The 20728-nt window shown below is 67.6% G+C and carries 15 protein-coding genes; 8 read left to right on the top strand and 7 right to left on the bottom strand.

The features are described 5' to 3' along the window. Window positions 1–50 precede the first annotated feature (50 nt). Window positions 51–737: a PEP-CTERM sorting domain-containing protein gene (locus ACJMKX_RS00110; protein WP_405219733.1), complete on the top strand. Its 687-nt coding sequence runs from the start codon at window positions 51–53 to the stop codon at window positions 735–737. A gap of 49 nt (window positions 738–786) precedes the next feature. Here the strand turns inward: ACJMKX_RS00110 and ACJMKX_RS00115 are convergent, their stop codons facing one another. The 5 genes from ACJMKX_RS00115 to galE form a co-directional block, all read right to left on the bottom strand. Next, window positions 787–1266, bottom strand: coding sequence for an REP-associated tyrosine transposase (locus ACJMKX_RS00115; protein WP_405219736.1), 480 nt, complete (start codon window positions 1264–1266; stop codon window positions 787–789). Between the two features lie 125 nt (window positions 1267–1391). After that, window positions 1392–2768: a sigma 54-interacting transcriptional regulator gene (locus tag ACJMKX_RS00120; RefSeq protein WP_405219739.1), complete on the bottom strand. Its 1377-nt coding sequence runs from the start codon at window positions 2766–2768 to the stop codon at window positions 1392–1394. Continuing rightward, window positions 2749–3381: a hypothetical protein gene (locus ACJMKX_RS00125; RefSeq protein WP_405219742.1), complete on the bottom strand. Its 633-nt coding sequence runs from the start codon at window positions 3379–3381 to the stop codon at window positions 2749–2751. Before ACJMKX_RS00125 ends, ACJMKX_RS00120 begins: the two co-directional genes overlap by 20 nt. Further along, complete coding sequence (locus ACJMKX_RS00130; RefSeq protein ID WP_405219744.1) at window positions 3374–4840, bottom strand: HAMP domain-containing sensor histidine kinase; 1467 nt, start codon at window positions 4838–4840, stop codon at window positions 3374–3376. Before ACJMKX_RS00130 ends, ACJMKX_RS00125 begins: the two co-directional genes overlap by 8 nt. Before the next feature lie 46 nt (window positions 4841–4886). Continuing rightward, on the bottom strand, window positions 4887–5897 hold the full coding sequence (gene galE / locus ACJMKX_RS00135) for a UDP-glucose 4-epimerase GalE (RefSeq protein WP_405219747.1): 1011 nt from the start codon (window positions 5895–5897) through the stop codon (window positions 4887–4889). A 277-nt stretch (window positions 5898–6174) separates the two neighbouring features. On the opposite strand from galE, the gene ACJMKX_RS00140 reads away from it, so the two are divergent. From ACJMKX_RS00140 to ACJMKX_RS00165, 6 genes are all read left to right on the top strand, one after another. Continuing rightward, window positions 6175–8766 (top strand): PKD domain-containing protein, encoded by a 2592-nt coding sequence (locus ACJMKX_RS00140; protein ID WP_405219750.1) that lies wholly within the window; start codon window positions 6175–6177, stop codon window positions 8764–8766. Between the two features lie 50 nt (window positions 8767–8816). Next, on the top strand, window positions 8817–9455 hold the full coding sequence (locus ACJMKX_RS00145; protein WP_405219753.1) for a hypothetical protein: 639 nt from the start codon (window positions 8817–8819) through the stop codon (window positions 9453–9455). Window positions 9456–9721: 266 nt separating this feature from the next. Continuing rightward, window positions 9722–13240, top strand: coding sequence for an EAL domain-containing protein (locus ACJMKX_RS00150; protein WP_405219756.1), 3519 nt, complete (start codon window positions 9722–9724; stop codon window positions 13238–13240). Between the two features lie 85 nt (window positions 13241–13325). Next, window positions 13326–14222: an N-formylglutamate amidohydrolase gene (locus ACJMKX_RS00155; protein ID WP_405219759.1), complete on the top strand. Its 897-nt coding sequence runs from the start codon at window positions 13326–13328 to the stop codon at window positions 14220–14222. Between the two features lie 10 nt (window positions 14223–14232). After that, entirely contained in the window at window positions 14233–15375 is a 1143-nt protein-coding gene (locus ACJMKX_RS00160; RefSeq protein WP_405219762.1) for a carboxylate-amine ligase, read from the top strand. A gap of 127 nt (window positions 15376–15502) precedes the next feature. After that, complete coding sequence (locus ACJMKX_RS00165) at window positions 15503–17422, top strand: diguanylate cyclase domain-containing protein (RefSeq protein ID WP_405219765.1); 1920 nt, start codon at window positions 15503–15505, stop codon at window positions 17420–17422. A gap of 108 nt (window positions 17423–17530) precedes the next feature. Here ACJMKX_RS00165 and ACJMKX_RS00170 read toward each other — a convergent pair whose 3' ends face one another. Next, entirely contained in the window at window positions 17531–18856 is a 1326-nt protein-coding gene (locus ACJMKX_RS00170) for an NTP/NDP exchange transporter (RefSeq protein WP_405219768.1), read from the bottom strand. 137 nt (window positions 18857–18993) lie between these two features. Here ACJMKX_RS00170 and ACJMKX_RS00175 point away from each other — a divergent pair, with 137 nt between their 5' ends. Further along, window positions 18994–19641: a VOC family protein gene (locus ACJMKX_RS00175; protein WP_405219771.1), complete on the top strand. Its 648-nt coding sequence runs from the start codon at window positions 18994–18996 to the stop codon at window positions 19639–19641. A 58-nt stretch (window positions 19642–19699) separates the two neighbouring features. On the opposite strand, the gene ACJMKX_RS00180 is transcribed toward ACJMKX_RS00175, so the two are convergent. Continuing rightward, window positions 19700–20689: a CpcT/CpeT family chromophore lyase gene (locus ACJMKX_RS00180; protein ID WP_405219774.1), complete on the bottom strand. Its 990-nt coding sequence runs from the start codon at window positions 20687–20689 to the stop codon at window positions 19700–19702. Between the last annotated feature and the right edge of the window lie 39 nt (window positions 20690–20728).

The following is a 20728-nucleotide window of genomic DNA, read 5'->3' on the forward strand; positions in this document are numbered from 1 at the left end:
GGAACGTGCTAACTCCGAATAGGCAGACATTTTCTTCTGGGGATTACGCCATGAGTACTACTTTCAGATTCCTCCAACTCGCTCTGGTGGCTGTGTTCTTTGCTTGTACTGTGGCGCGGGCCGATATCATTGAAGAACCGCTGATTATCGATTGGGATCCCGATACGTCAGGTCTCGAAATGCTCAATCTCGAACCGGTCGACGGGGCTCTGTCCACCACACACTACGATGATGAGACGATTGTCTTTAAGGACGGGAAGGGTGACCCGCTGAAGGAGGGCACAAAGGAGGACTACTCCTGGTGGCTCGGAGATTCCGACCTCGTATACACGACACCCACCAATTGGATGGATATAGATTTCGGGGATTTGCATGTCGTCGGCTTCAGTTTCACGGTTGGTGCGAATCAGCCTGTAAAGGCATGGATCGAAGCTTTCTATACTGCCGGTGACGGTACTGAGGGCTCACTTTGGACGGATTGGTTTTACGGTATCAGTGACCAAAACTCGCAGGAGTTCGGGGTTTTTGTCACGGGCAATGACCGTTGCGCGAACATCGATCGGATAGTGGTCGACCCCCCTCCGCTCCTCTGGGGAATAGGCGATATGCGGATTGCGACCGGTGACCCCTGCGCCGTCTCCGTCCCCGAGCCGGGCTCGCTCGGTCTGTTGGGCGCCGGCCTCCTGGCTCTCGGCTTCGTCTGGCACACGCGCCGGCGCGCTACGATTTCCATGTAGGAGGGCCTTCAGGCCCGACTCGTCTGATGAATCGGGGCTAAAGCCCCTCCTACATTTCTTTGCGCTGCCACCAGACCGCGTAGGTCAGCGGATAATCCTCCGGCCGTTCCACCAGCTTCGCGCGCACCGGGTTGTGGACGACGTAGTCGCCGACCACCTCCACCACCTCGTCCTTCCGCAGCGCGTGGTCGTGGAAGCCCGGCTGCCAGATGCGACCGCAGGTGTTGCGCGCCTTGTTGATGCGCAGCGCCGAGCGGCCTTTCACCTGAGCCACCACCGATTGCAGCGTTCGTCCCGGTTGCAGCTCGAACAGCCAGTGCAGGTGGTCCGGCATCACCGTGTAGGCGAGGGTGCGGGTGCCGCCGGTCTCGTCGGAGCGGCGCAGCTCGTCCACCACGATCGATCCGCAGAAGAGGCAGGTGAAGATCGTGCGCCGGGCGTGGCAACACGTGGTGACGAGGTAGATGCGCTGCGCTTCTGACCAGCGGCCGAGGCGCAGGGCGTGACCTCTGTGTTGCGTCCTTGCCATGGGGACGAGCATGGCGGGGACGACCGATGGCAGCCACGCGGTTTTCTGAGGGATTGCCTGAGAAAAATGTAGGAGGGCCTTTAGGCCCGATTCATCAAGAAATCGGGGATAAATCCCCTCCTACATTAGTGCGGCTTGAACGCGTCCGGGTTCAATTCATGCCGTGCCAGCAGCTTGTAGAAATCCGTCCGGTTGCGCTTCGCCAGCCTTGCCGCCTGGCTCACGTTCCCGGCCGTGATCTGCAGGATCTGGCTCAGGTAGTTCCGCGTGAACTCGTCCCGGGCCTCGGAGAAGGACGGCAGTTTGCCGCCGTGCTCACCGAGCGACGAGCGCACGAGCTCCGCACTGATGACCGGCGAGCGGGACAGCGCCACGTTCTGGCGCACCACGTTGTAGAGCTGGCGGACGTTGCCCGGCCACTCGGCGGTGACCAGCAGCTCGACGGCCTCGGGCGCGTAGACCTTGCGATCGCCGCCCGCTTCCTCGGCGACGGTCTTCAGGAAGTGGGAGACGAGCAGCGGGATGTCGTCGCGGCGGTCGTCCAGGGGCGGGACGTGGATGTTGACCACGTTCAGGCGGTAGTAGAGGTCCTCGCGGAAAGTGCCCTCGGCCATCATCTCGCGCAGATCCCGGTGGGTGGCGGAGATGACGCGGACGTCGACCGGGATGGACTCGGTGGCGCCTACCGGGCGCACCTGGTCTTCCTGCAGGACGCGCAGCAGTTTGACCTGCAGGCGCATGGGCATGTCGCCGATCTCGTCCAGCAGCAGCGTGCCGCCCTCGGCCGCCTGGAACAGCCCCTTGTGGGCGCGGCTCGCGCCGGTGAAGGCGCCTTTCTCGTGGCCGAACAGTTCGGACTCCAGCAGGTGCTCGGCCATGGCGCTGCAGTTGATGGCGACGAAGGGAGCGTCACGGCGGTTGCTGGCGCGGTGGATGGCCTGCGCCATCAGTTCCTTGCCGGTGCCGCTCTCGCCGGTGATGAGTACGCGGGTGCCGCTGTCCGCGACCATGCGGGCCTGGTTCAGGCGCTCGCGCATGAGCGGGTTGCGGGTGATGATCTCGTCCGCCCAGTCGTCTTCCGGCGGCGCCTTGGCGGAGACCTTCAGCGCGCGCTCGACGTGGTCGAGGAGTTCTTTCTTGTCGATGGGCTTGGTCAGGAAGCCGAACGCACCGCTCTGGGTGGCGGCGACCGCGTCCGGGATGGTGCCGTGTGCCGTGATGATCAGGACGCGCAGGCCGGGCGAGCGCTCCTGCAGCTCCTTCAGGAGACCGATGCCGTCCATCTTGTCCATGCGCAGATCGGTGATGACCAGGTCCGGCTCGAACCGGTTCAGCACCGCCAGCGCCCGGTGGGCACTCTCGACGGCCTCCACCTCGTACTTCTCGGCGCGCAGCCGGATGGAGAGCAGGCGCAGCAGTCCCGGGTCGTCGTCGACCAGCAGGATGCGACCCTTGTTACCGGACTTTGGTTCTTCCTTGCGCTCAGCGTTGTTCGTCGGCATCGGAGCGTTCCCTGATTGATCTCTCGATGGTAGTAATCGCGCGGAGTTTCTCCTCCGCCTCCTCGAGTGCCCGGGCGAGTTCCCGGTTCTCCGCCCGGGCCGCCGCCAGCTGTTGCGCGAGCCGCTGGCGGTCGTCGTCCGCGGCGCGCTCGTACTGCGAGCGCAGCTGGCGGTTCTCCGTCTTCAGCAGCAGCCGCTGCTCCACCACCTCCAGCTGCAGCTCGGCCAGTGTGACCTCGGCCGGCAGCAACAGTTCGGAGCGCGCCAGGATCTCGGTCAGCATCTCCCGGGCCCGCTCCGCATCGGCGCCGGCGTGTCCGGGGGTCGCGAGTGCCAGTGCCAGGTGCAGCCGGTTGGTGGTGGTCGGCGCCTGCAGGAAGGCGTCGTCCACCCGGGCGAACACCTCGGCCTTGGTCGCGGGATCCCCGGCCGCGAGGTCGCGCATGGTCCGAAGGTAGCCGGAGACGTCGGCGCCATCAACGTCGCGGGTCGCAGTTCCCTCGTCGCCGCCCCGGTCGAGCCAGCCCGTGGTAGAAGTACACCCACTGATGAGTGCCAGGCCGGCGAGCACGGCGAGCAGGGCGGGCATCCAGCCGGGTGTTGCGCTACGCATTGGCCGCCATCCTGTCGGTCAGGCTGATCTGTTCCTGGGGGATGTGCAGGCGGAAGTGCGCGCCGCCCCAGGGCGAATCCACCAGTTCCACGCTGCCGCCGTGGGCCTGCACGCACTCGAGCACCACGGACAGGCCGATGCCGGTGCCGGCCACCGGGCCGTCGTGCTGCTGGTTGGCCCCCTGGTAGAAGGCCTGGAAGATGCGGCTGCGTTCCTCGGCCGGGATGCCCGGGCCCGAGTCCGCCACGTCGATGACGAAGCTCGAGTTGGTCTCGATGGCACGCACCTGGATGTGTCCGCCCCGGGGCGTGTACTTGATGGCGTTGGAGATCAGGTTGTCGAGCGCGGTGCGCAGCTTCTCCTCGTCGGCGTTCACCCGGATGTCCTCGACGTCCAGGGCCAGCTTGATGCCCTGGGTCTTGATGGCCAGCCGGTGGTCCTTCAGCACGCCGGCGATCAGCGGTTTCAGCGAGAAGTCCGAGAGCATCAGCATCTCGCTCTTGGTCTGCCAGGCGCTGAAGGAGAGCAGGTTCTCGATGAGACGCTGCAGCTTCAGGCCGTTGGAGCGGAGGATGTCGGTGACCTCGCGCTGGGGGTCTTCCAGCGGCCCGACGGCGCCGTCGAGCAGCAGGTCCGTGCCCTCGCGGATGTTGGCGAGCGGGGTCTTCAGCTCGTGGGACATGTGCCGGAGGAAGCGGTTCTTCTCCTGGGCGAGTTCCAGCAGGCGCACGCGCAGCCACTCGAGCTGGCGGCCGAGCGCCTGCAGGTCGGTGGGGCCGCCCACGCGGATGGGCCGGGAGAAGCCGCCCTGGCCGAGCTGGTTGATGGCGCTGTCGATCTGGCGGATGGGCCGGGTCACCAGCAGGGCGAAGATCAGCACCAGGATCAGGACGATCGGGATCAGCGCGGCGGCCTGCCAGGCGAGTGTGGCCTGGAAGTCGCTGGCGTCCTGCTGCAGGGCCGCGAGTTCGCGGCCGATGAAGTCGTTGACGGCCACGCTGAACTCGCCGGCCTGGCGGGAGAGTTCCTCCAGCTCACGGGTGGCCTGCAGCACGCGTTCCGAATCCGCCGGCTGGGTGCGGATGGTGAACACGGCGGAACTGGTGCGCCGGCCCAGCACATCCGCCGCCTCGGCCGCGCCCGCCCGCTCGGCCAGCGGCGCCAGCGCGGTCAGGCGCGACTCGAAGCGGGCCGCGTCCTGGGTCATCAGGTCCAGGTAATCCTCGGTCTGCTGCACCTGATACAGCTTGGCCAGGCGCTCGAGTTCGCGCAGGCGCTCCAGCACCAGGCGGGTGTTCTGGGTGGCGGTGACGCTCTCCAGCACCAGGCTCTCGCTCTCGTCGGCGTAGCGCTCCAGCTGCACCAGCGCCCACACCACGGCCACCATCAGCGGGATGGTGACCAGACCGAAACCCATGAAGAGCAGGCCGTTCAGTGATCGGGGGCGCGGGAATCTCATGGCGGGAGTTTAACGTAATCCCTCTGCCCGGAGTGCTGCGGCCCGGTCAGCCGGTGGCCCGGGACGGGGCGTCGCGCGCCGCGAGCTTGCGCTCCCAGTTCAGGGCATGGGTGACGATGGTGTCGAGATCGTCGTAGCGGGGCTGCCAGCCGAGCACCTCGCGCACCTGGTCGGCGACGGCCACGAGGCTGGGCGGATCGCCGGCCCGGCGCGGCTCCTCGCGGATCTCGATGGCGTGGCCCGCGGCCCGCTGCACGGCGTCCAGCACCTCGCGCACGCTGTAGCCGTGGCCGTAGCCGCAGTTCAGCACCCGGGAGTCGCCGCCGGCGCGCAGATAGGTGAGGGCGTCCACGTGCGCCCGGGCCAGGTCTTCCACGTGGATGTAGTCCCTGACGCCGGTGCCGTCCGGGGTGCCGTAGTCGGTGCCGAAGATGGAGACGTGGGAGCGCTTGCCCACCACCGCCTCGCAGGCCACCTTCGTGAGCAGGGTGGCCCTGGCGGTCGACTGGCCGATGCGGCCCTCGGGGTCGGAGCCGGCCACGTTGAAATAGCGCAGCGCCACGTAGCTCGGCCCGCCGGCGGCGGCGAGATCCCGCAGCATCCACTCGGTCATGAGCTTGGAGGTGCCGTAAGGGTTGATGGGCGCGGTCGGCGTGGTCTCCGCCGCGCGGCCCTCCGGCGGGATGCCGTAGACCGCCGCCGTGGAGGAGAACACGAAGTGCTTCACGCCATGGCGCTGGCAGGCCTCCAGCAGGGTGCGGCTGGAGGCGGTGTTGTTGCGGTAGTACTTGAGCGGGTCGGCGACGGACTCCGGCACGATGGTGTGGGCCGCGAAGTGCATCACCGTTTCGATCTCGTTGTCGGCGAACAGCCGGTCGAGGACGGCCTCGTCGCCCGTGTCGCCCTGCACGAGCTCGCCGGCCAGGACGGCGTCGGCGAAACCGGTGCACAGATTGTCCAGCGTGACCGGGCGCTCCCCGGCCTCGCCGAGCTGGCGCACCACGTGGCTGCCGATGTAACCGGCACCGCCGGTGACCAGAATGTTCGCTTTACTCATATCGTTACCTGGGCTGCGTGAGTCTGCGGACAGGGCCGGGGCATCCGGGCGCACCCGTCCAGCGAAAAGTCTAGCAGGCAACTTGTTGAAAAAACGTGAACCCGTCGGCGCGGCACGGGTCCGATGAACGGTAGCGTCGGATACCGGTGACGGGGACCCGGCGCTCGCGGGGCGGCCCGTCGGACGCTATTATCTTCGCTCCTCGCCATGCGCCATCGGCCACCAATGCCAGCCGGAAACGCCGCGCGGCCGGCACCTGCAGAACGGATACGGGAACATGCAGTTATACAGGAAGTTCACCCTCATCGCCCTCGTCTCGCTGCTGGCCGCCTGTGGCGGCGGAGGAGGCGGTGGCGGGGGCACCATCGCCCCGCCGAACGAGGCGCCCGTGGCCGATGCCGGCGCGGACCAGCAGGTGCGGGGCGGGGACACGGTCAGCCTTTCGGGGGCGGGTTCCTCCGACAGCGACGGGACCATCAATTCCTATACCTGGTCCCAGACGGCCGGTACATCCGTGACCCTGCAGGGCGCCTCCACGGCGAGCGCCAGCTTCACCGCGCCGAACGTCGCCGAGACCCTGGAGTTCACGCTGACGGTCCGGGACAACGACGGCGCCAGCGCCAGCGATGCCGTGGCCGTCACCATCGAACCGAACGAGGCGCCCACCGCCGATGCGGGCGGCGACCAGACGGTGAACGAGGGCAGCCTGGTCACGCTGGCCGGCAGCGGCACGGACCCGGACGGCACCATCGCGAGCTACTCCTGGGTGGAGGTCGGCGGCGCGTCCATCGCGCTGAGCGGTGCGGACACGGCCACGGCCACGTTCGATGCGCCGGACCTGGCGCTGGGCGATACCCTGACCGTGACCTTCGAACTCACGGTGACCGACAACAACGGCGCCACCGACACGGCTGCGGCGACCATCACGGTGAATGCCGTGGCCGGCGTCAACGTCCCGCCGGTGGCCGACGCAGGCCCGGACCGCGCGGTCTTCGAGGCGCAGACGGCGACCCTCGACGGGTCGGGCAGCAGCGATGCGGAGCAGTCTACCTCGAGCCTCGACTTTCTGTGGGAGCAGACCGCCGGTCCCGCCGTCACGATCACCGGTGCCGGTCAGGCCCAGGCGAGTTTCACCGCCCCGGACGTGACGGCGGATACCCCGCTGACCTTCCGCCTGACGGTGACCGACAGCGACGGGGCCAGCGACACGGACCTCGTGGTACTCACGGTCCGGGAGGCCCCGGCGACCGTGACCATCAGCGGCAAAGTGCAGTTCGAGTTCGTGCCGCGCGGACCGATCGGGACAGGGCTTGATTTCTCCGGCACGGAGGTCCGGCCGATCCGCGGTGCCACGGTGCAGGCCATCGCCGCATCGGATGGCGCCGTGCTCGCCGAGACGGTGGCGAGTGGCAACGGCGACTATGCGCTGACCGTGCCGTCGCTGACGGATGTCTTCATCCGCATCCGCGCGGAACTGAAGCGGACGGGATCGCCGGCGTGGGATGTGGAGGTCCGCGACAACACCAGCAATATCGGTGTGCCTCTCGCGCAGCGTCCGCTCTACGTGCTGGAGGGCAGTGTCGCCGACAGCGGCGGTGCGGACTCGGTACGGAATCTTCTGGCAGAGACGGGCTGGACGGGTTCGGGCTACACGCAGCCGCGGGCAGCGGCGCCGTTCTCCGTGCTCGACATCATCTATCAGGCGATGCAACTGGTCACCGGCGTCAATCCGGCGGCTCAGTTCGCGCCGCTGGATGCGTTCTGGAGCGTGAACAACACGCCGAACGTGAGTACCAGGAACCTGGATACCGGCGAGATCGGCACCTCGTTCTATCGCGGTGACCTCGACTCGCTGTTCCTGCTCGGCGACGCCAGCGCGGACACGGAGGAATTCGATACCCACGTGGTGGCACACGAGTGGGGCCATTACTACGAGGACGTACTGGCGCGCGCGGACAGCACGGGTGGCAGGCACGGGCTGGACGACCGGCTGGATGCCCGGCTTGCCTTCGGCGAGGGCTGGGGCAACGCCGTCGCCGGCATGATCATGAGTGACCCGCAGTACTTCGATACGTTCTTCCGTGTGACGGGTCAGACGAGTTTCGGCTTCAGTGTGGAGACCGACGGTACCTTCGCCTCCGGCTGGTACAACGAGACCTCGGTGCAGCTCATCCTGTGGGACCTGTTCGACGATGCGGCAGACGGCAGTGACGGCCTGTCGCTCGGTTTCGCGCCGCTGCACGAGGTGCTGACCGGACCGCAGCGGGTGACGCCGGCCTTCACGACGCTGTTCAGCTTCATCCATGAGCTGAAGCAGGCCAATGCGTCGCAATCCGCGGCAATCGACGATATCGTCAGCGCGCAGAATATCGATGTCATCGGCGACATCTGGGGCGACAGCGAGGCCGGCAACAACCCCGGCGCCACCGACCTGCTGCCGGTCCATGCCGAGCTGCAGCTCGGCAGTCCGGTGACGGACCTGTGCGTCACCCGCCAGTTCGATCCCAGCGAGGACGGCAACAAGCTCGGCCTGTTCCGCTACCTGCGTTTCACCGTCGGCGTGACCGGCGACTACCGCATCTCGGTGACGACGACGAACCCGCCGAGTGCTCCGCAGGGCGAGCCCGCGCAGTTCTCGGATCCGGATTTCTGGGTCTATCGCAGTGGTCTGACGCGTGACGACTTGAGCTGGTTGGGAGCTACCGGCACCCAGAACGCCGAGTCCCTCGACCTGACCGGTCTGCCGCCGGGTACCTACGTCATCGAACTCTTCGAGGCCGGCTTCCCGAACGTCTACGGTTTTGTCACCGGCAGCGCCGACTTCACCCAGGACACCATGTGCTTTGACGTCTCTCTGAGCCAGTTCTAGGCGCGACCCCCACCACATCGCGCCCACACTACATCCGCAAGGGAACAGCCATGACCCACAGAACATCGATCAACCCCGCCGGCCTGGCAATGGCGCTGGCCGTGCTCCTGCTGGCAGCCTGCGGCAGCGAAGAGCCTGCGTCTTCGGATCAGTCTACGGATCAGGTGGTTGCAAAAACTTCCTCGACTGGGGCCGAGGATGTGCCGAAGAAGGCCACCACGGCGGAGATCGCGGCCCGGCAGGGCGATTCCCCCGGCAAGCCGGTGGCCCCCATCGACATCGACTACGAGGTGCTCGGCGAGCCCCGGCCCGGCGAGCCGGTGGAGATCGAGCTGAAGCTCCGCTCGAGCCTCGAGGGACCGGTGACCGTCCAGCTCCAGCCCCGCGAGGGCCTGCAGATGGGCGCCAGCCAGCCGGCGGAAGTCCGGCGCGAGACGCTGCGGCCGCTGGTCGAGGCGTCGTCCGAGCCCGCGACCGAGCGGGTGGTGGTGATCCCGTCGGCCGAGGGCCGCTTCTATCTCTCCGTGCTGGTCAGCGTGGCCACGGCGGAGGGCGAGCAGATCCGCGCGGTGTCCATCCCCGTGCAGGTGGGCGACCAGCCGCCGACCCTGCAGCAGAACGGTGAGCTGCGGACCACGGAGGGGGAGACGGTCCGGTCGCTGCCGGCGAAGGAGAGCGGCGGCAACTGAAGTCGGCAATTGAGAATTGGAAATCGCATGGGAATCAGAGCGCTGTCTATAAGCCTTGACGGGCGCTCGAACGTAAGCGGGAAAATTTTCCCACCGCCCTGATCGAAACGAGAGTTGGATCACAGACACCTCTGGTGACGCCGACTATCGTCCGGTTCATTAGTGCCGGTGTTGCCGGCGCATCAGGTGAAGCTCTGGGAGAAGCTCTGGTCCGACGCTCGCCGCGAGCGCGCCCAGGGGGTCTCGGAGGAATGGACCGGCCACCCATGCACCCGACCCTCAAAGAACAGATTCGGCAGGCAACCGCCGACGGCGAGCGACTCGACTATCCGAGCCTGCTGGAGCTGGTGGAGGCGCGCTACGCCGAGCTGGACCGTCTGGTCACGACCCCGCAGGACGAGCCGAGCCGCAACGCCGACCTGCGCGTGGTGCTCGACAGCGTCGCCGACGCTGTCCTCACCGTCGATCCCGACGGCATGATCCGCTACGCCAACCGGGTCGCCCACCAGCTCTTCGGCTACGAGACCGGCGCCCTGCCGGGCGTGATGCTGCCGGCATTGCTGCCCCAGGCCGGCAAGATCCCGGTGAAGATGTTCCTGCAGGCCTACATCACCAATCTGGACGATACCTACCTGGAGCTGGAGACCGGTCAGACCGAGGCGTTGCGCGCCGACGGCAGCGGTTTCACCGCCGAGATCAACACCACCCGGCTGTCGGAGAAGACCAGCGGCGCCTTCGTGCTGTGCCTGCGGGACATCTCCGGGCGTCTGGAAGCCGAGGGGGCATTGCGGGAGAACGAGGAGCGCTACCGGGCGCTGGTCGACCACGCCGCGGAGGCCATCGTGGTGCTGGACGTCGACAGCGGCCGGTTCGTGGACGTGAACGAGAACGCGCTCAGCTTCTTCAACCTGTCGAGGAAGCGGCTGCTGGCGATGGGCCCGGAGGGCATCTCGCCGGAATACCAGCTGGACGGCTCGCTCTCCTTCGGCAAGGCGCGTGGCTTCGTCGAGCGCGCGCTGAACGGTGAGCAGCCCTGCTTCGAATGGCTGCATATCGACGCCGACGGCCGGGAGATTCCCTGCGAGGTGCGTCTCGTGCGGCTGCCCTCGGCGAACCGCAAGCTGCTGCGCGGCAGCATCACCAGCATCGCCGAGCGCAAGCGCAACGAGCTGATCGCCTTCGGCGAGCACAAGGTGCTGGAGATGGTGGCCTCCGGCGCCAGCCTGAAGAGCACGCTGAAGGCGCTCTGCCGGACCATGGAACAGGTGACGCCGGGCGCCCGCGTGCTGGTGACGACGCTGGACCGGGACCGCGAGAGCTTCCGGGTGGCCGCTTCCACCGGCCTGCCCGATGCGGTGCTGGACGTCATCGACGGTTTCCAGGTGGACTCCGCGACCACCTCCTGCGGCCGCGCGGTAGCCGAGAACACCCAGGTGATCACGCCCGAGATCGCCCGCGACCCGGGCTGGGCGTCGCTGGCGGACTTCGTCGAGGCACACGAGCTGCGTGCCTGCTGGGCCTTCCCGCTGGTGGGCGGCGCGGACGATGTGCTGGGCACGCTCGCGCTGTATTTCGCCGAGATCCGGGAGCCCTCCACGGCAGAGCTGGACCGTATCACCGGCCTGGCGCGTCTCGCGGGCATCGCCATCAAGCGCCGCTACGACGAGGAGGCGCTGCGCTCCAGCGAGGCCCGCTTCCGCGGCCTGTTCGAGCACGTGGTGGAGGGCGTCTACATCGCCAATACCGAGGGCGAGATCGAGTCGGCCAACCCGGCGCTGATGCAGATCCTCGGCTACGAGGACGAGGAAGACCTGAAGCGCGAGGTGAAGTCGTCCACCGCTTACGTGAACCCCCACGACAGCGTGCGTTTCCGCGAAAAGCTGGAGCGCGACGGCGTGGTGCGCAACTTCGAGGCGCGCATGAAGCGCCGGGACGGTAGCGAGATCGTGGTGCTGGAGAACTCCCGCGCAGTGCTCGACGCCGACGGGCAGATCATCGCCCACGAGGGCACCATCACCGACATCACCGAGCGCAAGCTCGCCGAGACCCGCATCTTCGAGGAGAAGGAGAAGGCGCAGGTCACGCTGAAGTCGATCGGCGACGCCGTCATCACCACGGATGCGGACGGCAATGTGGACTACCTGAATCCGGTGGCACAGGATCTCACCGGCTGGGAGCTCCGGGCCGCCCGTGGCAAGCCCATCGGCGAGATCATGTCCATCGTGCATGCCCACAGTCGCCAGGCCGTGGACAATCCGGCGGAGCGCTGCCTGCGCGAAGGCCGGGTGATCGCGCTGGCGGAAGACTCGGTGCTGATAAACCGGCTGTCCAACGAGATCCCCATCCAGGATTCGGCGGCGCCCATCCGCGACCGGGTCGGCAACGTCATCGGCGCGGTGATGGTGTTCCACGACGTGAGCAAGGAGAGCCGGCTCTCCCGCCAGCTCTCCTACCAGGCCGCCCACGACAGCCTGACCGGTCTGATCAACCGCCGCGAGTTCGAGAACCGGCTGACCGCCGCGCTGGAGGAGGCCAGCCTGGACACGGGTGTCTCCCATGGCCTGCTGTACCTCGACCTCGACCAGTTCAAGGTGGTCAACGATACCTTCGGCCACACCGCCGGCGACGAGCTGCTGCGCCAGCTGGCCGAGCGCATCCAGGGCTGCATCCGCTCCAGCGACGTGGTGGCCCGGCTGGGCGGCGACGAGTACGGCATCCTGCTGCAGAACTGCGACTGCGAGCGGGCCGTGAGCGTGGCCGAGACCATCCGCGGCGCGGTCGAGAACCACCGCTTCGTCTGGCAGGACAGCGTGCAGAGCGTGCGTGCCTCGATGGGCGTGGTGATGGTGACCCACGAAACGGTGAGCGTAGGCGCGCTGATGAGCGCCGCCGACGTGGCCTGCTACTCGGCCAAGGATCTCGGCCGCAACAAGGTGCACCTGTACCAGGACGGCGACGCCTCCATGCGCCACCGCGAGATGCAGTGGGTCTCGCGCATCACCAGCGCGGTGGAGGAAGACCGCCTGGAGCTGTACTTCCAGCCCATCGTGGCGATTGGCGAAGAGGGCGGTTACGCAGCCGACTGCAGTCACTACGAGCTGCTCCTGCGGATGCGCGACGAGGACGGCGAACTGGTGCAGCCGAACGTGTTCATCCCGGCGGCGGAGCGCTTCAACCTGATGCCCATGCTGGACCGCTGGGTGGTGAGCGAGACGCTGGACAACCTGGCCGACCGGGTGGGCGTCGACGGACAGGCCGCCTACACGCTGGCGCTGAATCTCTCCGGCACCTCGCTGAGCGACGATCGCTTCCGCGCCTGGGTGATCCACGAGCTGCGCAGCCGCAAGCTGCCGACCGGCGCCATCTGCTTCGAGATCACGGAGACGGCCGCCATCGCGAATCTCGACCGGGTCATCCACTTCATGAAGGAGCTGAAGGACGCCGGCTGCCGCTTCTCGCTGGACGACTTCGGCAGCGGCCTGTCCTCGTTCACCTATCTCAAGCACCTGCCCGTGGACTATCTCAAGATCGACGGCGCCTTCATCCACAACGTGGGCGAGGACGTGAAGGACCAGAGCCTCGTCGATGCCATCAGCCGCATCGGCAAGGCGCTCGGCATCGCCACGATCGCCGAGCGGGTGGAGACCGAAGCGGTGCTGAATATCCTCGGCAAGATCGGCGTGGAATACGCCCAGGGCTTCCACATCGCCCGGCCGGAATCGGTGCGCCGTTTCGTGCCCTGGGGCGAGACGGGTCGCGACAGCGAAGACCGCGCGCTGGCCTGAGGGCCGGAGCGGTTGTCTTGCCGACCGTCCGACGGACGGGCCGCGCCTGCCGACCTCTCGGCGAATGGGTTACACTCGGAGGCGTATGAAAGACGCACCCGAGCCGGTACACATACCCGCCCAGGCCGCCATGGAACACGCACAGCGGGCACTGCTGGCGCCGGACGAGCCGCCGCCGTTCGACATCGTGCATGGACGCAGCGACCCGCCGGTGCTGATCGTCTGTGATCACGCCAGCCGGCGCATCCCCCGCACCCTCGGCGATCTCGGCATGGACGAGAAGGGGTTGTCCACCCATCTGGCCTGCGACATCGGTGCCGGCGAACTCACCCGGCGGGTGGCGGCGAGGCTCGAGGCCAATGCCGTGCTGGCCTGCTATTCCCGCCTGGTGGTGGATTACAACCGCCACCTGACCGATCCGACGGCTTTCCTGAGCCGGGGCGACGGGCACATCATCCCCGGCAACGAGGGGCTGACCGAGCAGCAGAAGGCCTGCCGGGCGGACGCACTCTACTGGCCCTATCACCGGGCCATCGAGGAGGAGATCCGCCGCCTGACCGACGGCGACCGGGTGCCGGCGTTCATCTCCATCCACAGTTTCACGCCGGTACTGGACGGGCAGGGCCGCGACTGGGACGCCGGGATCCTCTGGGACACCGATCCGCGTCTGCCGCGCCCCATCCTCGAGGGACTGCACCGCATCCCCGGGCTGGTGATCGGGGACAACGAACCCTACTCGGGCCGGGCGCCCGCCGACTTCACCGTGGACTACCACGCGGAGCGCACGGGGCTGCCCCATGCCGCCTTCGAGATCCGCCAGGATCACCTGATGAGCGAGGAGGGTCTGGAGCTCTGGACCGACCGGCTCGTGCACCTGCTCGCGCCCCTCCTGGACAACCCGAATCTCTACCGCCGCCTGCCCGTGGTGCCGGAGCACGATGCCCCGGGCCGCTCGGGGGACAACCCGCTACCCGGCCCATGACACCCGCCCCATGAAAGAGCCTGCCTTTACCATCGGTATCGAGGAAGAGTATCTGCTGGTGGACCGGGAGACCCGGGGACTGGCGGACGACCCGCCCACCGCCATGCTCGAGGAGTGCGAGAAGCGCTGCAAGGGTCAGGTGAGCCCGGAGTTCATGCGCTCCCAGATCGAGGTGGGCACGCGGGTGTGCCGGAACATCCGCGAGGCGCGCCGGGACCTGGCCCGGCTGCGCGGCGTGATCACGGACGTGGCGGACGAACACGGGCTGGCGCCCATTGCCTCCTCCACCCATCCGTTCAGCCGCTGGACCGAGCAGAAGCACACACCCAAGACCCGCTACCAGGCGCTGGCCACCGAGATGCAGGCGGCCGCCCGGCGGCTGCTGATCTGCGGCATGCACGTGCACGTGGGCATCGAGGACGATGCGATGCGCATCGATCTCATGTCGCAGATGAGTTATTTCCTGCCGCACCTGCTGGCGCTGTCCTGCTCGTCGCCGTTCTGGGAGGGCAAGGACACCGGGCTGAAATCCTACCGGCTCACCGTGTTCGACGCGCTGCCGCGCACCGGGCTGCCGGAGCATTTCTCGAGCTTCGGCGAATACCAGCGCCACGTGGACGTGCTGGTCTCGGCCGGCATCATGGAGGACGCCACCAAGCTGTGGTGGGACCAGCGCCCGAGCGCGCGCTACCCCACGCTCGAGACGCGGGTGATGGACGTGTGTACGCTCATCGACGACACCATGGCGCTGGCGGCACTGGTGGTGTGCATCCTGCGCATGCTGTTTCGCCTGCGGGTGGACAACCAGCGCTGGCGCATCTATCCGAACATGCTCATCCACGAGAACCGCTGGCGCGCAATGCGCTACGGTTTCGACGAGGGCATGATCGATCTCGCCAAGGGCCGGGTCATCGCCTTCGAGTCTCTGCTGGAGGAGCTCCTGGAGCTGGTCGCCGAGGACGCCGAGGCGCTGGACTGCGTGGCGGAGGTGCGCTCGGTGCGCCATATCATCGAGCGGGGTACCAGCGCGCATCGCCAGCTCGAGACCTACCGGGATGCGCTGTCCGAGGGTGCCGATCACCAGGGGGCCCTGCAGGCCGTCGTCGACCACCTCATCGAGGAGACGGCGACGGGGCTGGAGGCGCCCGAGTGAGACCCTGATTGAGACATAATCCCGTCCGGCGCCGGGGGCAACTGAGTACCGGTTAACAGAAACCGGCGCCGCCCGCCGCTACAGTGCTCGAATCGCCGCCGGTGGGGGCGGCAGACGGACGGGCCGATTGGATAAGACGACCTTCTTCCTGTTAATCCAGCTCTCTGCCGGCGTGGGCTACGGGGTCATGGCGGCGGCGCTGTATCGCCGCCGGGAACCGGACGCCCGTTCCGTCTCGCTGGTGGTATTCCTGGGCTTGCTGTCCGTCTGGATTCTGGGCGCCGGGCTCGAGACCGCGTTTCCCACGCTCGCCGTGCACTATGTCGCCCGGGTGCTCGTGTTCGTCGGCGCGTGCTTCGCGCCGGTGGCCATCGTCGCCTTCCTCATGGGCTACACGGCGCAGGGGGTGCGTGCCAATCTGCTGGCCGGGTTGTGTGTGGTGCCCACGCTCACGCTGCTGATGACGGCGACCAACCCCTGGCACGGTCTCATGTGGGACTACCCGCCGCCGATGTCGGACGGGCGGATCCTGCTGTCGCTGGACTGGGGTCCCTGGTTCGCGTTCGTGCACGGTCCCTACAGCTACGGCATGGTGCTGGTGGCCTTCACGGTGTTCGGCTTCCACCTGCCGTCGGTGCCACCGTCGCAGCGGCTGCCGGCGGTGGTCATGATGATCTCCGGCATGGTGCCGCTGACGATAAGCGGCCTGTCGGTGCTGGGCTTCGGGCCCCAGGACGTGCCGGTGACCACGCTGACGCTGTCGGCGTTCATCCCCATCTACGCCTGGATGACGCTGGGCATGAAGGTGACGAAGCTGAGCGTCGTCGCCTACCGGGGCGTTTTCGAGCAGCTGAAGGACCCGGTGCTGCTGTTGGACAACGAGGACCGGGTGGTGGGCGCGAATCGCGCCGCCGAGAAGCTGCTGGGCGCCCGTGAGGCGGCGCTGGTGGCGCGCCGGCTGCGCGGCGAGACGCCGGTGGTGGAGGCCATCCGGGAGTGCGTCGAGAGCGGCATCATGCAGAATCTCTCGACGGATTGCGGCCGCCATTACGAGGTGCGCCGTTCGGCCATCCGCACGGCGAAGCGTCACCAGCGCGGCCAGATCGTGGTGTGCCGGGACGTGACCGAACGGCACAAGGCGCAGGACCGGCTGGCGAAGAGCGAGCGATTGTTGCGCACGCTGGTGGACAACTCGTCCAACGGCATCCTGCGGCTGCGCCAGACCGAAGACCGCGACGTGTTCCGCTGCGTGTTCGCCAACCGGGCCGCCGAGCGTTACCTGGGTCTGCCGTCACGGCGCATCGTGGGTCAGGAGATCGATACCTTCGAGCTGCCCGGCGACGGCCAGCTGCAGGCGCTGGTGGTGCGCTCGGCCACCGAGGGGGCGCGCTGCGACGACGAGATGGAGGTGGGCGAGGGCACGCGCCGCCGCTGGATGCGGGTGATCGCCGAGCCGGTGGACGACGACGTGGCGGTGACGTTCATCGATATCACCGAGCGCAAGGAGCGCGAGCGCCAGATGGAGACTTATGCGCTCTCCGACTCGCTCACCGGGCTCTACAACCGGCGCGGGTTCGAGCAGCACGCTCGGCCGCTGCTCGCCCGCGAGGCGGGGCCGGGCCACGGCGCCGTGATCTTCCTCGACATCAACGGCTTCAAGGCCATCAACGACGAGCACGGCCACCGGCTGGGTGATTCGCTGCTGCAGAGCTTCGCCGATCGGCTGCGGGCGAACCTGCGGCCGCAGGACGTGATCGGCCGCTGGGGCGGGGACGAGTTCGTGGCACTGGCGCCCGGCATCTCGAAGCCGGAGGCCGAACAGCTCGCGCGGCGGCTCACGCTGGCGCTGGCCGAGCGCTACCGTATTCGGGACGTCGCCGTCGGTTCGCCCGCGAGCGTGGGGATGGCGCTCTACCCGGAGCACGGCCGCCACCTGAACGAGCTGCTGCGCGCCGCCGACCACGCCATGTATCGCGCCAAGCAACGCAGCCGCGAAAACGACCGGCTCTCCGACTCCCAGCTCCTGGAGCAAGTCCAGGCCAGCTGATCAGGCTGATCAGGTGATCAGGTGCCGGTCACTGGAACTGCAAATAACGATCAAAAGTTGCAAAAGTTCGGATTCGGGTGCCGGACACTCGAAACGCAAATTTGTTGATTAACTATCAGAAGTTTCAATAGTTCGGTCCGGCACCTTGTTGTAGAGGCGGCCCAGGGCTATGGCGCAGACGGCCCAGATGGCTGCCACCACTACACCGACGCTGGCGATGCCGGCCAGGCCCATGCCGGCAGATTTCATCCCGTTGTAGAGACCCGCGTTCGCTGCGTCGCCGCCGCGGTAGATGACGGTGTCGATGACGTTCTTCACCTTGTAGCGGCTCTCCCGGTCCACGGCCGTGTAGAGCATCTCCCTCGCGGGGCGGGTGATGGCGTAGTTGCCTGAGCGCCGGAGCACCTGGACGATCACCAGCACGGTCAGCGTCGGCACTGCTGCGAGTGCTATGAAGCCGCCGATCATGAACACCGGCATTACCGCGAGTGTCACCACCATCCCCACGCGCTTGACGATGCGCCCGGTCAGAAAGACCTGCGTGCCCAGCGAGATGACATTCACCGCGAGGTCGATGAAGGCGAAGATCTGCGTGCGCTCCTCCGACGAGGCGAACGCGTCGCGGACGAGTTCCGCCTGCTGCAGGTAGATGAAGGTCCCCACCGCGGTATAGAGGAAGATGAATGCGGCCAGCGTCAGTAGATACGGCGAGCGGAACAGCAGCGTGAAGCCCGCGAACGGATTGCCGCCCAGGGCTTCCTCCCGCCGCGCCGGGCTGCCGTCCACCTTCACGTCGCTGCTGGCCGCCGAGGTCCGCGACCAGTGCAACAGATAGCGGATGGGGATCAGCGTGACCGCGAGCAGCCCGGCGGTGACCAGTATGAGATTCCCGGTGCCCAGCGTCTCGACCAGGCTTACCGTGAACGCCGGCCCGACGATGAAACCCGAACTCGCGCCGGCGATGACGAAGCCGAACAGCCGCTTGGCCTGGTCGCCGGAGAAGATGTCGGCCATGAAGCTCCAGAACACGGAGACCACGAACAGGTTGTACACACTCAGCCAGACGAAGAAGACGCGAGCGACGACCGGGTCGTCGGGATCCGCGCTGAAGGCCGCGTAGAACAGCGCCAGATTAATGATGAAGAACAGATACACCCAGGGCAGGAACACCCCGCGGCGATAGCGCGAGCACAGCCAGCCGTAGAACGGCACGGCGACGAGCGTGGCGAGGAACGTCGCCAGGAACATCCAGGGCAGGTTCTCGACGCCGCCCGCGACGCCCATGGTGTCGCGCACTGGCCGCAGCACGCTGTAGCCGGTGAACAGGCAGAAGATATAGACGAACGCGGCCAGGCAGGCGGAGAGCTCCCCCGGTTGCGCGCCGATGGCGAAGCGCATCGCCGCGCCCAGTCTCTCCCTCGGATTTCCCGCCATCGGTCGCTTACCCCCTGCGCGTGCACGGCAACGCGTCGAAACCGGGCAAGCCTAGCGCATCCCCGCCGCCCGTCACAGGCTCCGCACCCGGCCGCTCCGCGCTAAACTGTGGGCCGACCAAGCCAGGAGTGACCGTCATGAGCCGCCGCCATCCGCATACCCGTGCCGCCCGCGGGATCGCCGCCCCGCGGATCCACAAGTCCGCCTCGCCTCCGGGCCTGCCCGCAACTCTCGCAATGGCATTCCTCGCCGGTCTGCTCCTGTCCGCCGCCGCGCTCGCCGCCCCGGTGCCCGAGTCCGAGCAGGTGGACATCGACCTGCGCCGCACCACCCTGGTGGTCCGCGACATCGACGCCTCGCTCGCCTTCTACCGCGACGCGCTGGGCATGGAGGTGATCTACGACCGCGCCATCCGCACGCCCCGGGACGCCGCCACCGACGAGGAGGCCGACATCGCCCGCCGCCTGGTCTTCCTGCGGGCGAACGACGACTACGTGGGCATCGTCGGGCTGCTGCAGTACGTGAAGCCCGCCAAGCCGCCGGCCAATCAGGGCCTGGAGCCGTTCACACCGGGCAGCATGGTGCTCCTGTTCAATACCAGCGACCTGACGGCGAAATTCGAGGCGGCGCGCAAGGTCATCGGCGTGCGGGTGCTGAGCGAGCCGCGGGAGATCAGCTACCCCTCCTACGACGGCAAGGGCACCATCCCCGTGCTGGTGAGCATCCTCACCGATCCGGACGGTTTCGTCATCGAGCTGAACCAGCTCCTCGGCGAGCTGCGCTGACCGCGTTGCAGGGTGGCGCCGCCCACGGGCAGCGCCAACCGCGGGCTGCCGACGGGACCTATTCGATATAGCTTGGCTCGATATAGTCCGGCACCGGCAGGCCGGGCAGCACCAGCACCTCGAAATCCGCGGCGCCCTCGCGCAGCGGCAGGATCTCGTTCTGGTAGGTGTCCGAGTACCAGAACTCCCGGGCGGCCGCCAGGCAGGGGAAGCGGGAGATGACGACGCCGCGTCCCGGCGGCGGCTCGCCCTCGAAAACCTCCAGCGCCGGCGTGATCGCCTCGTAGTAGCCCTGCACCTGCTCGTACAGGCCGGAGGCGAAGATGGCGCGCGGATAGGCGGCGAAGGCCTCGCGGTCGTGGATCTCGCCGAAGACCACCATGCGCACCGGCTTGTTGCAGGCCTCCGTGCTGCCGTCCGCACCGACCGGGCGGAAACGGTAGCCGCCGGCCTCCGGTCCCCACACCACCCGGCCGTCGGCCGCGATGCCCCGGTCCCAGTTGATCATGACCTCGTCGGTGAGCACCGAGCGGGAGACGACGTAGGCGGCGCCCTTGTAGCTGTTCTCGCACTCGCGGCCGTGGGTGTCGCCCTCGAAGCGGCGCTCGCCGGCGCGAACGAGGGTGACGTCGCAGCCCGCCACGGCTTCCAGGTCGTCCGGCGACAGACCCTCGAGCAACGACGGGTCTTCCCAGGCGCCGACGTAGGGTTCGGTCTCCGGCAGGCGGTAGCCGCGCGCGAGGAGGCTGCCGTCCTCCGCCACCGTCAGGCGCGTGATGCGCTGCCGGTAGGGCTGCTCGGCCTCGCCGAACCAGTTCTCGGCGTACAGCCAGCGGCCGTCGTTCCGGCCTTCCCAGACTTCTGCGATGTGCCAGACGGCCGTGCCGTAGCGATCGTCGGCGGCGGCCTGGGCGGCGGAGCTGAAACTGCCGGTGGTCATTTCGACGTACAGGTCCAGGGCCTCGCCGCCGCGGGCGGTCGGCGCAGCGAGGAGCACGACCAACGTGAAAGCACTGAGTACCGAGACCGGGAGAGTGGTGATGCGCATGCGTTGTGCCTCCTGCGGCGACGGGGCGCGCCGCGACCG

Source organism: Lentisalinibacter sediminis, from assembly GCF_040706615.1.
Classification (GTDB): domain Bacteria; phylum Pseudomonadota; class Gammaproteobacteria; order Steroidobacterales; family Woeseiaceae; genus Lentisalinibacter; species Lentisalinibacter sediminis.

Excerpts from the sequence above, each read along its gene's own strand:
- ACJMKX_RS00120 (WP_405219739.1), bottom strand. The coding sequence starts at position 2,768 with ATGCCGACGAACAACGCTGAGCGCAAGGAAGAACCAAAGTCCGGTAAC.
- ACJMKX_RS00160 (WP_405219762.1), top strand. The coding sequence starts at position 14,233 with ATGAAAGAGCCTGCCTTTACCATCGGTATCGAGGAAGAGTATCTGCTG.
- ACJMKX_RS00110 (WP_405219733.1), top strand. The coding sequence starts at position 51 with ATGAGTACTACTTTCAGATTCCTCCAACTCGCTCTGGTGGCTGTGTTC.
- ACJMKX_RS00150 (WP_405219756.1), top strand. The coding sequence starts at position 9,722 with ATGCACCCGACCCTCAAAGAACAGATTCGGCAGGCAACCGCCGACGGC.
- ACJMKX_RS00175 (WP_405219771.1), top strand. The coding sequence starts at position 18,994 with ATGAGCCGCCGCCATCCGCATACCCGTGCCGCCCGCGGGATCGCCGCC.
- ACJMKX_RS00170 (WP_405219768.1), bottom strand. The coding sequence starts at position 18,856 with ATGGCGGGAAATCCGAGGGAGAGACTGGGCGCGGCGATGCGCTTCGCC.
- ACJMKX_RS00155 (WP_405219759.1), top strand. The coding sequence starts at position 13,326 with ATGAAAGACGCACCCGAGCCGGTACACATACCCGCCCAGGCCGCCATG.
- ACJMKX_RS00140 (WP_405219750.1), top strand. The coding sequence starts at position 6,175 with ATGCAGTTATACAGGAAGTTCACCCTCATCGCCCTCGTCTCGCTGCTG.
- galE (WP_405219747.1), bottom strand. The coding sequence starts at position 5,897 with ATGAGTAAAGCGAACATTCTGGTCACCGGCGGTGCCGGTTACATCGGC.
- ACJMKX_RS00130 (WP_405219744.1), bottom strand. The coding sequence starts at position 4,840 with ATGAGATTCCCGCGCCCCCGATCACTGAACGGCCTGCTCTTCATGGGT.
- ACJMKX_RS00115 (WP_405219736.1), bottom strand. The coding sequence starts at position 1,266 with ATGGCAAGGACGCAACACAGAGGTCACGCCCTGCGCCTCGGCCGCTGG.
- ACJMKX_RS00125 (WP_405219742.1), bottom strand. The coding sequence starts at position 3,381 with ATGCGTAGCGCAACACCCGGCTGGATGCCCGCCCTGCTCGCCGTGCTC.
- ACJMKX_RS00145 (WP_405219753.1), top strand. The coding sequence starts at position 8,817 with ATGACCCACAGAACATCGATCAACCCCGCCGGCCTGGCAATGGCGCTG.
- ACJMKX_RS00180 (WP_405219774.1), bottom strand. The coding sequence starts at position 20,689 with ATGCGCATCACCACTCTCCCGGTCTCGGTACTCAGTGCTTTCACGTTG.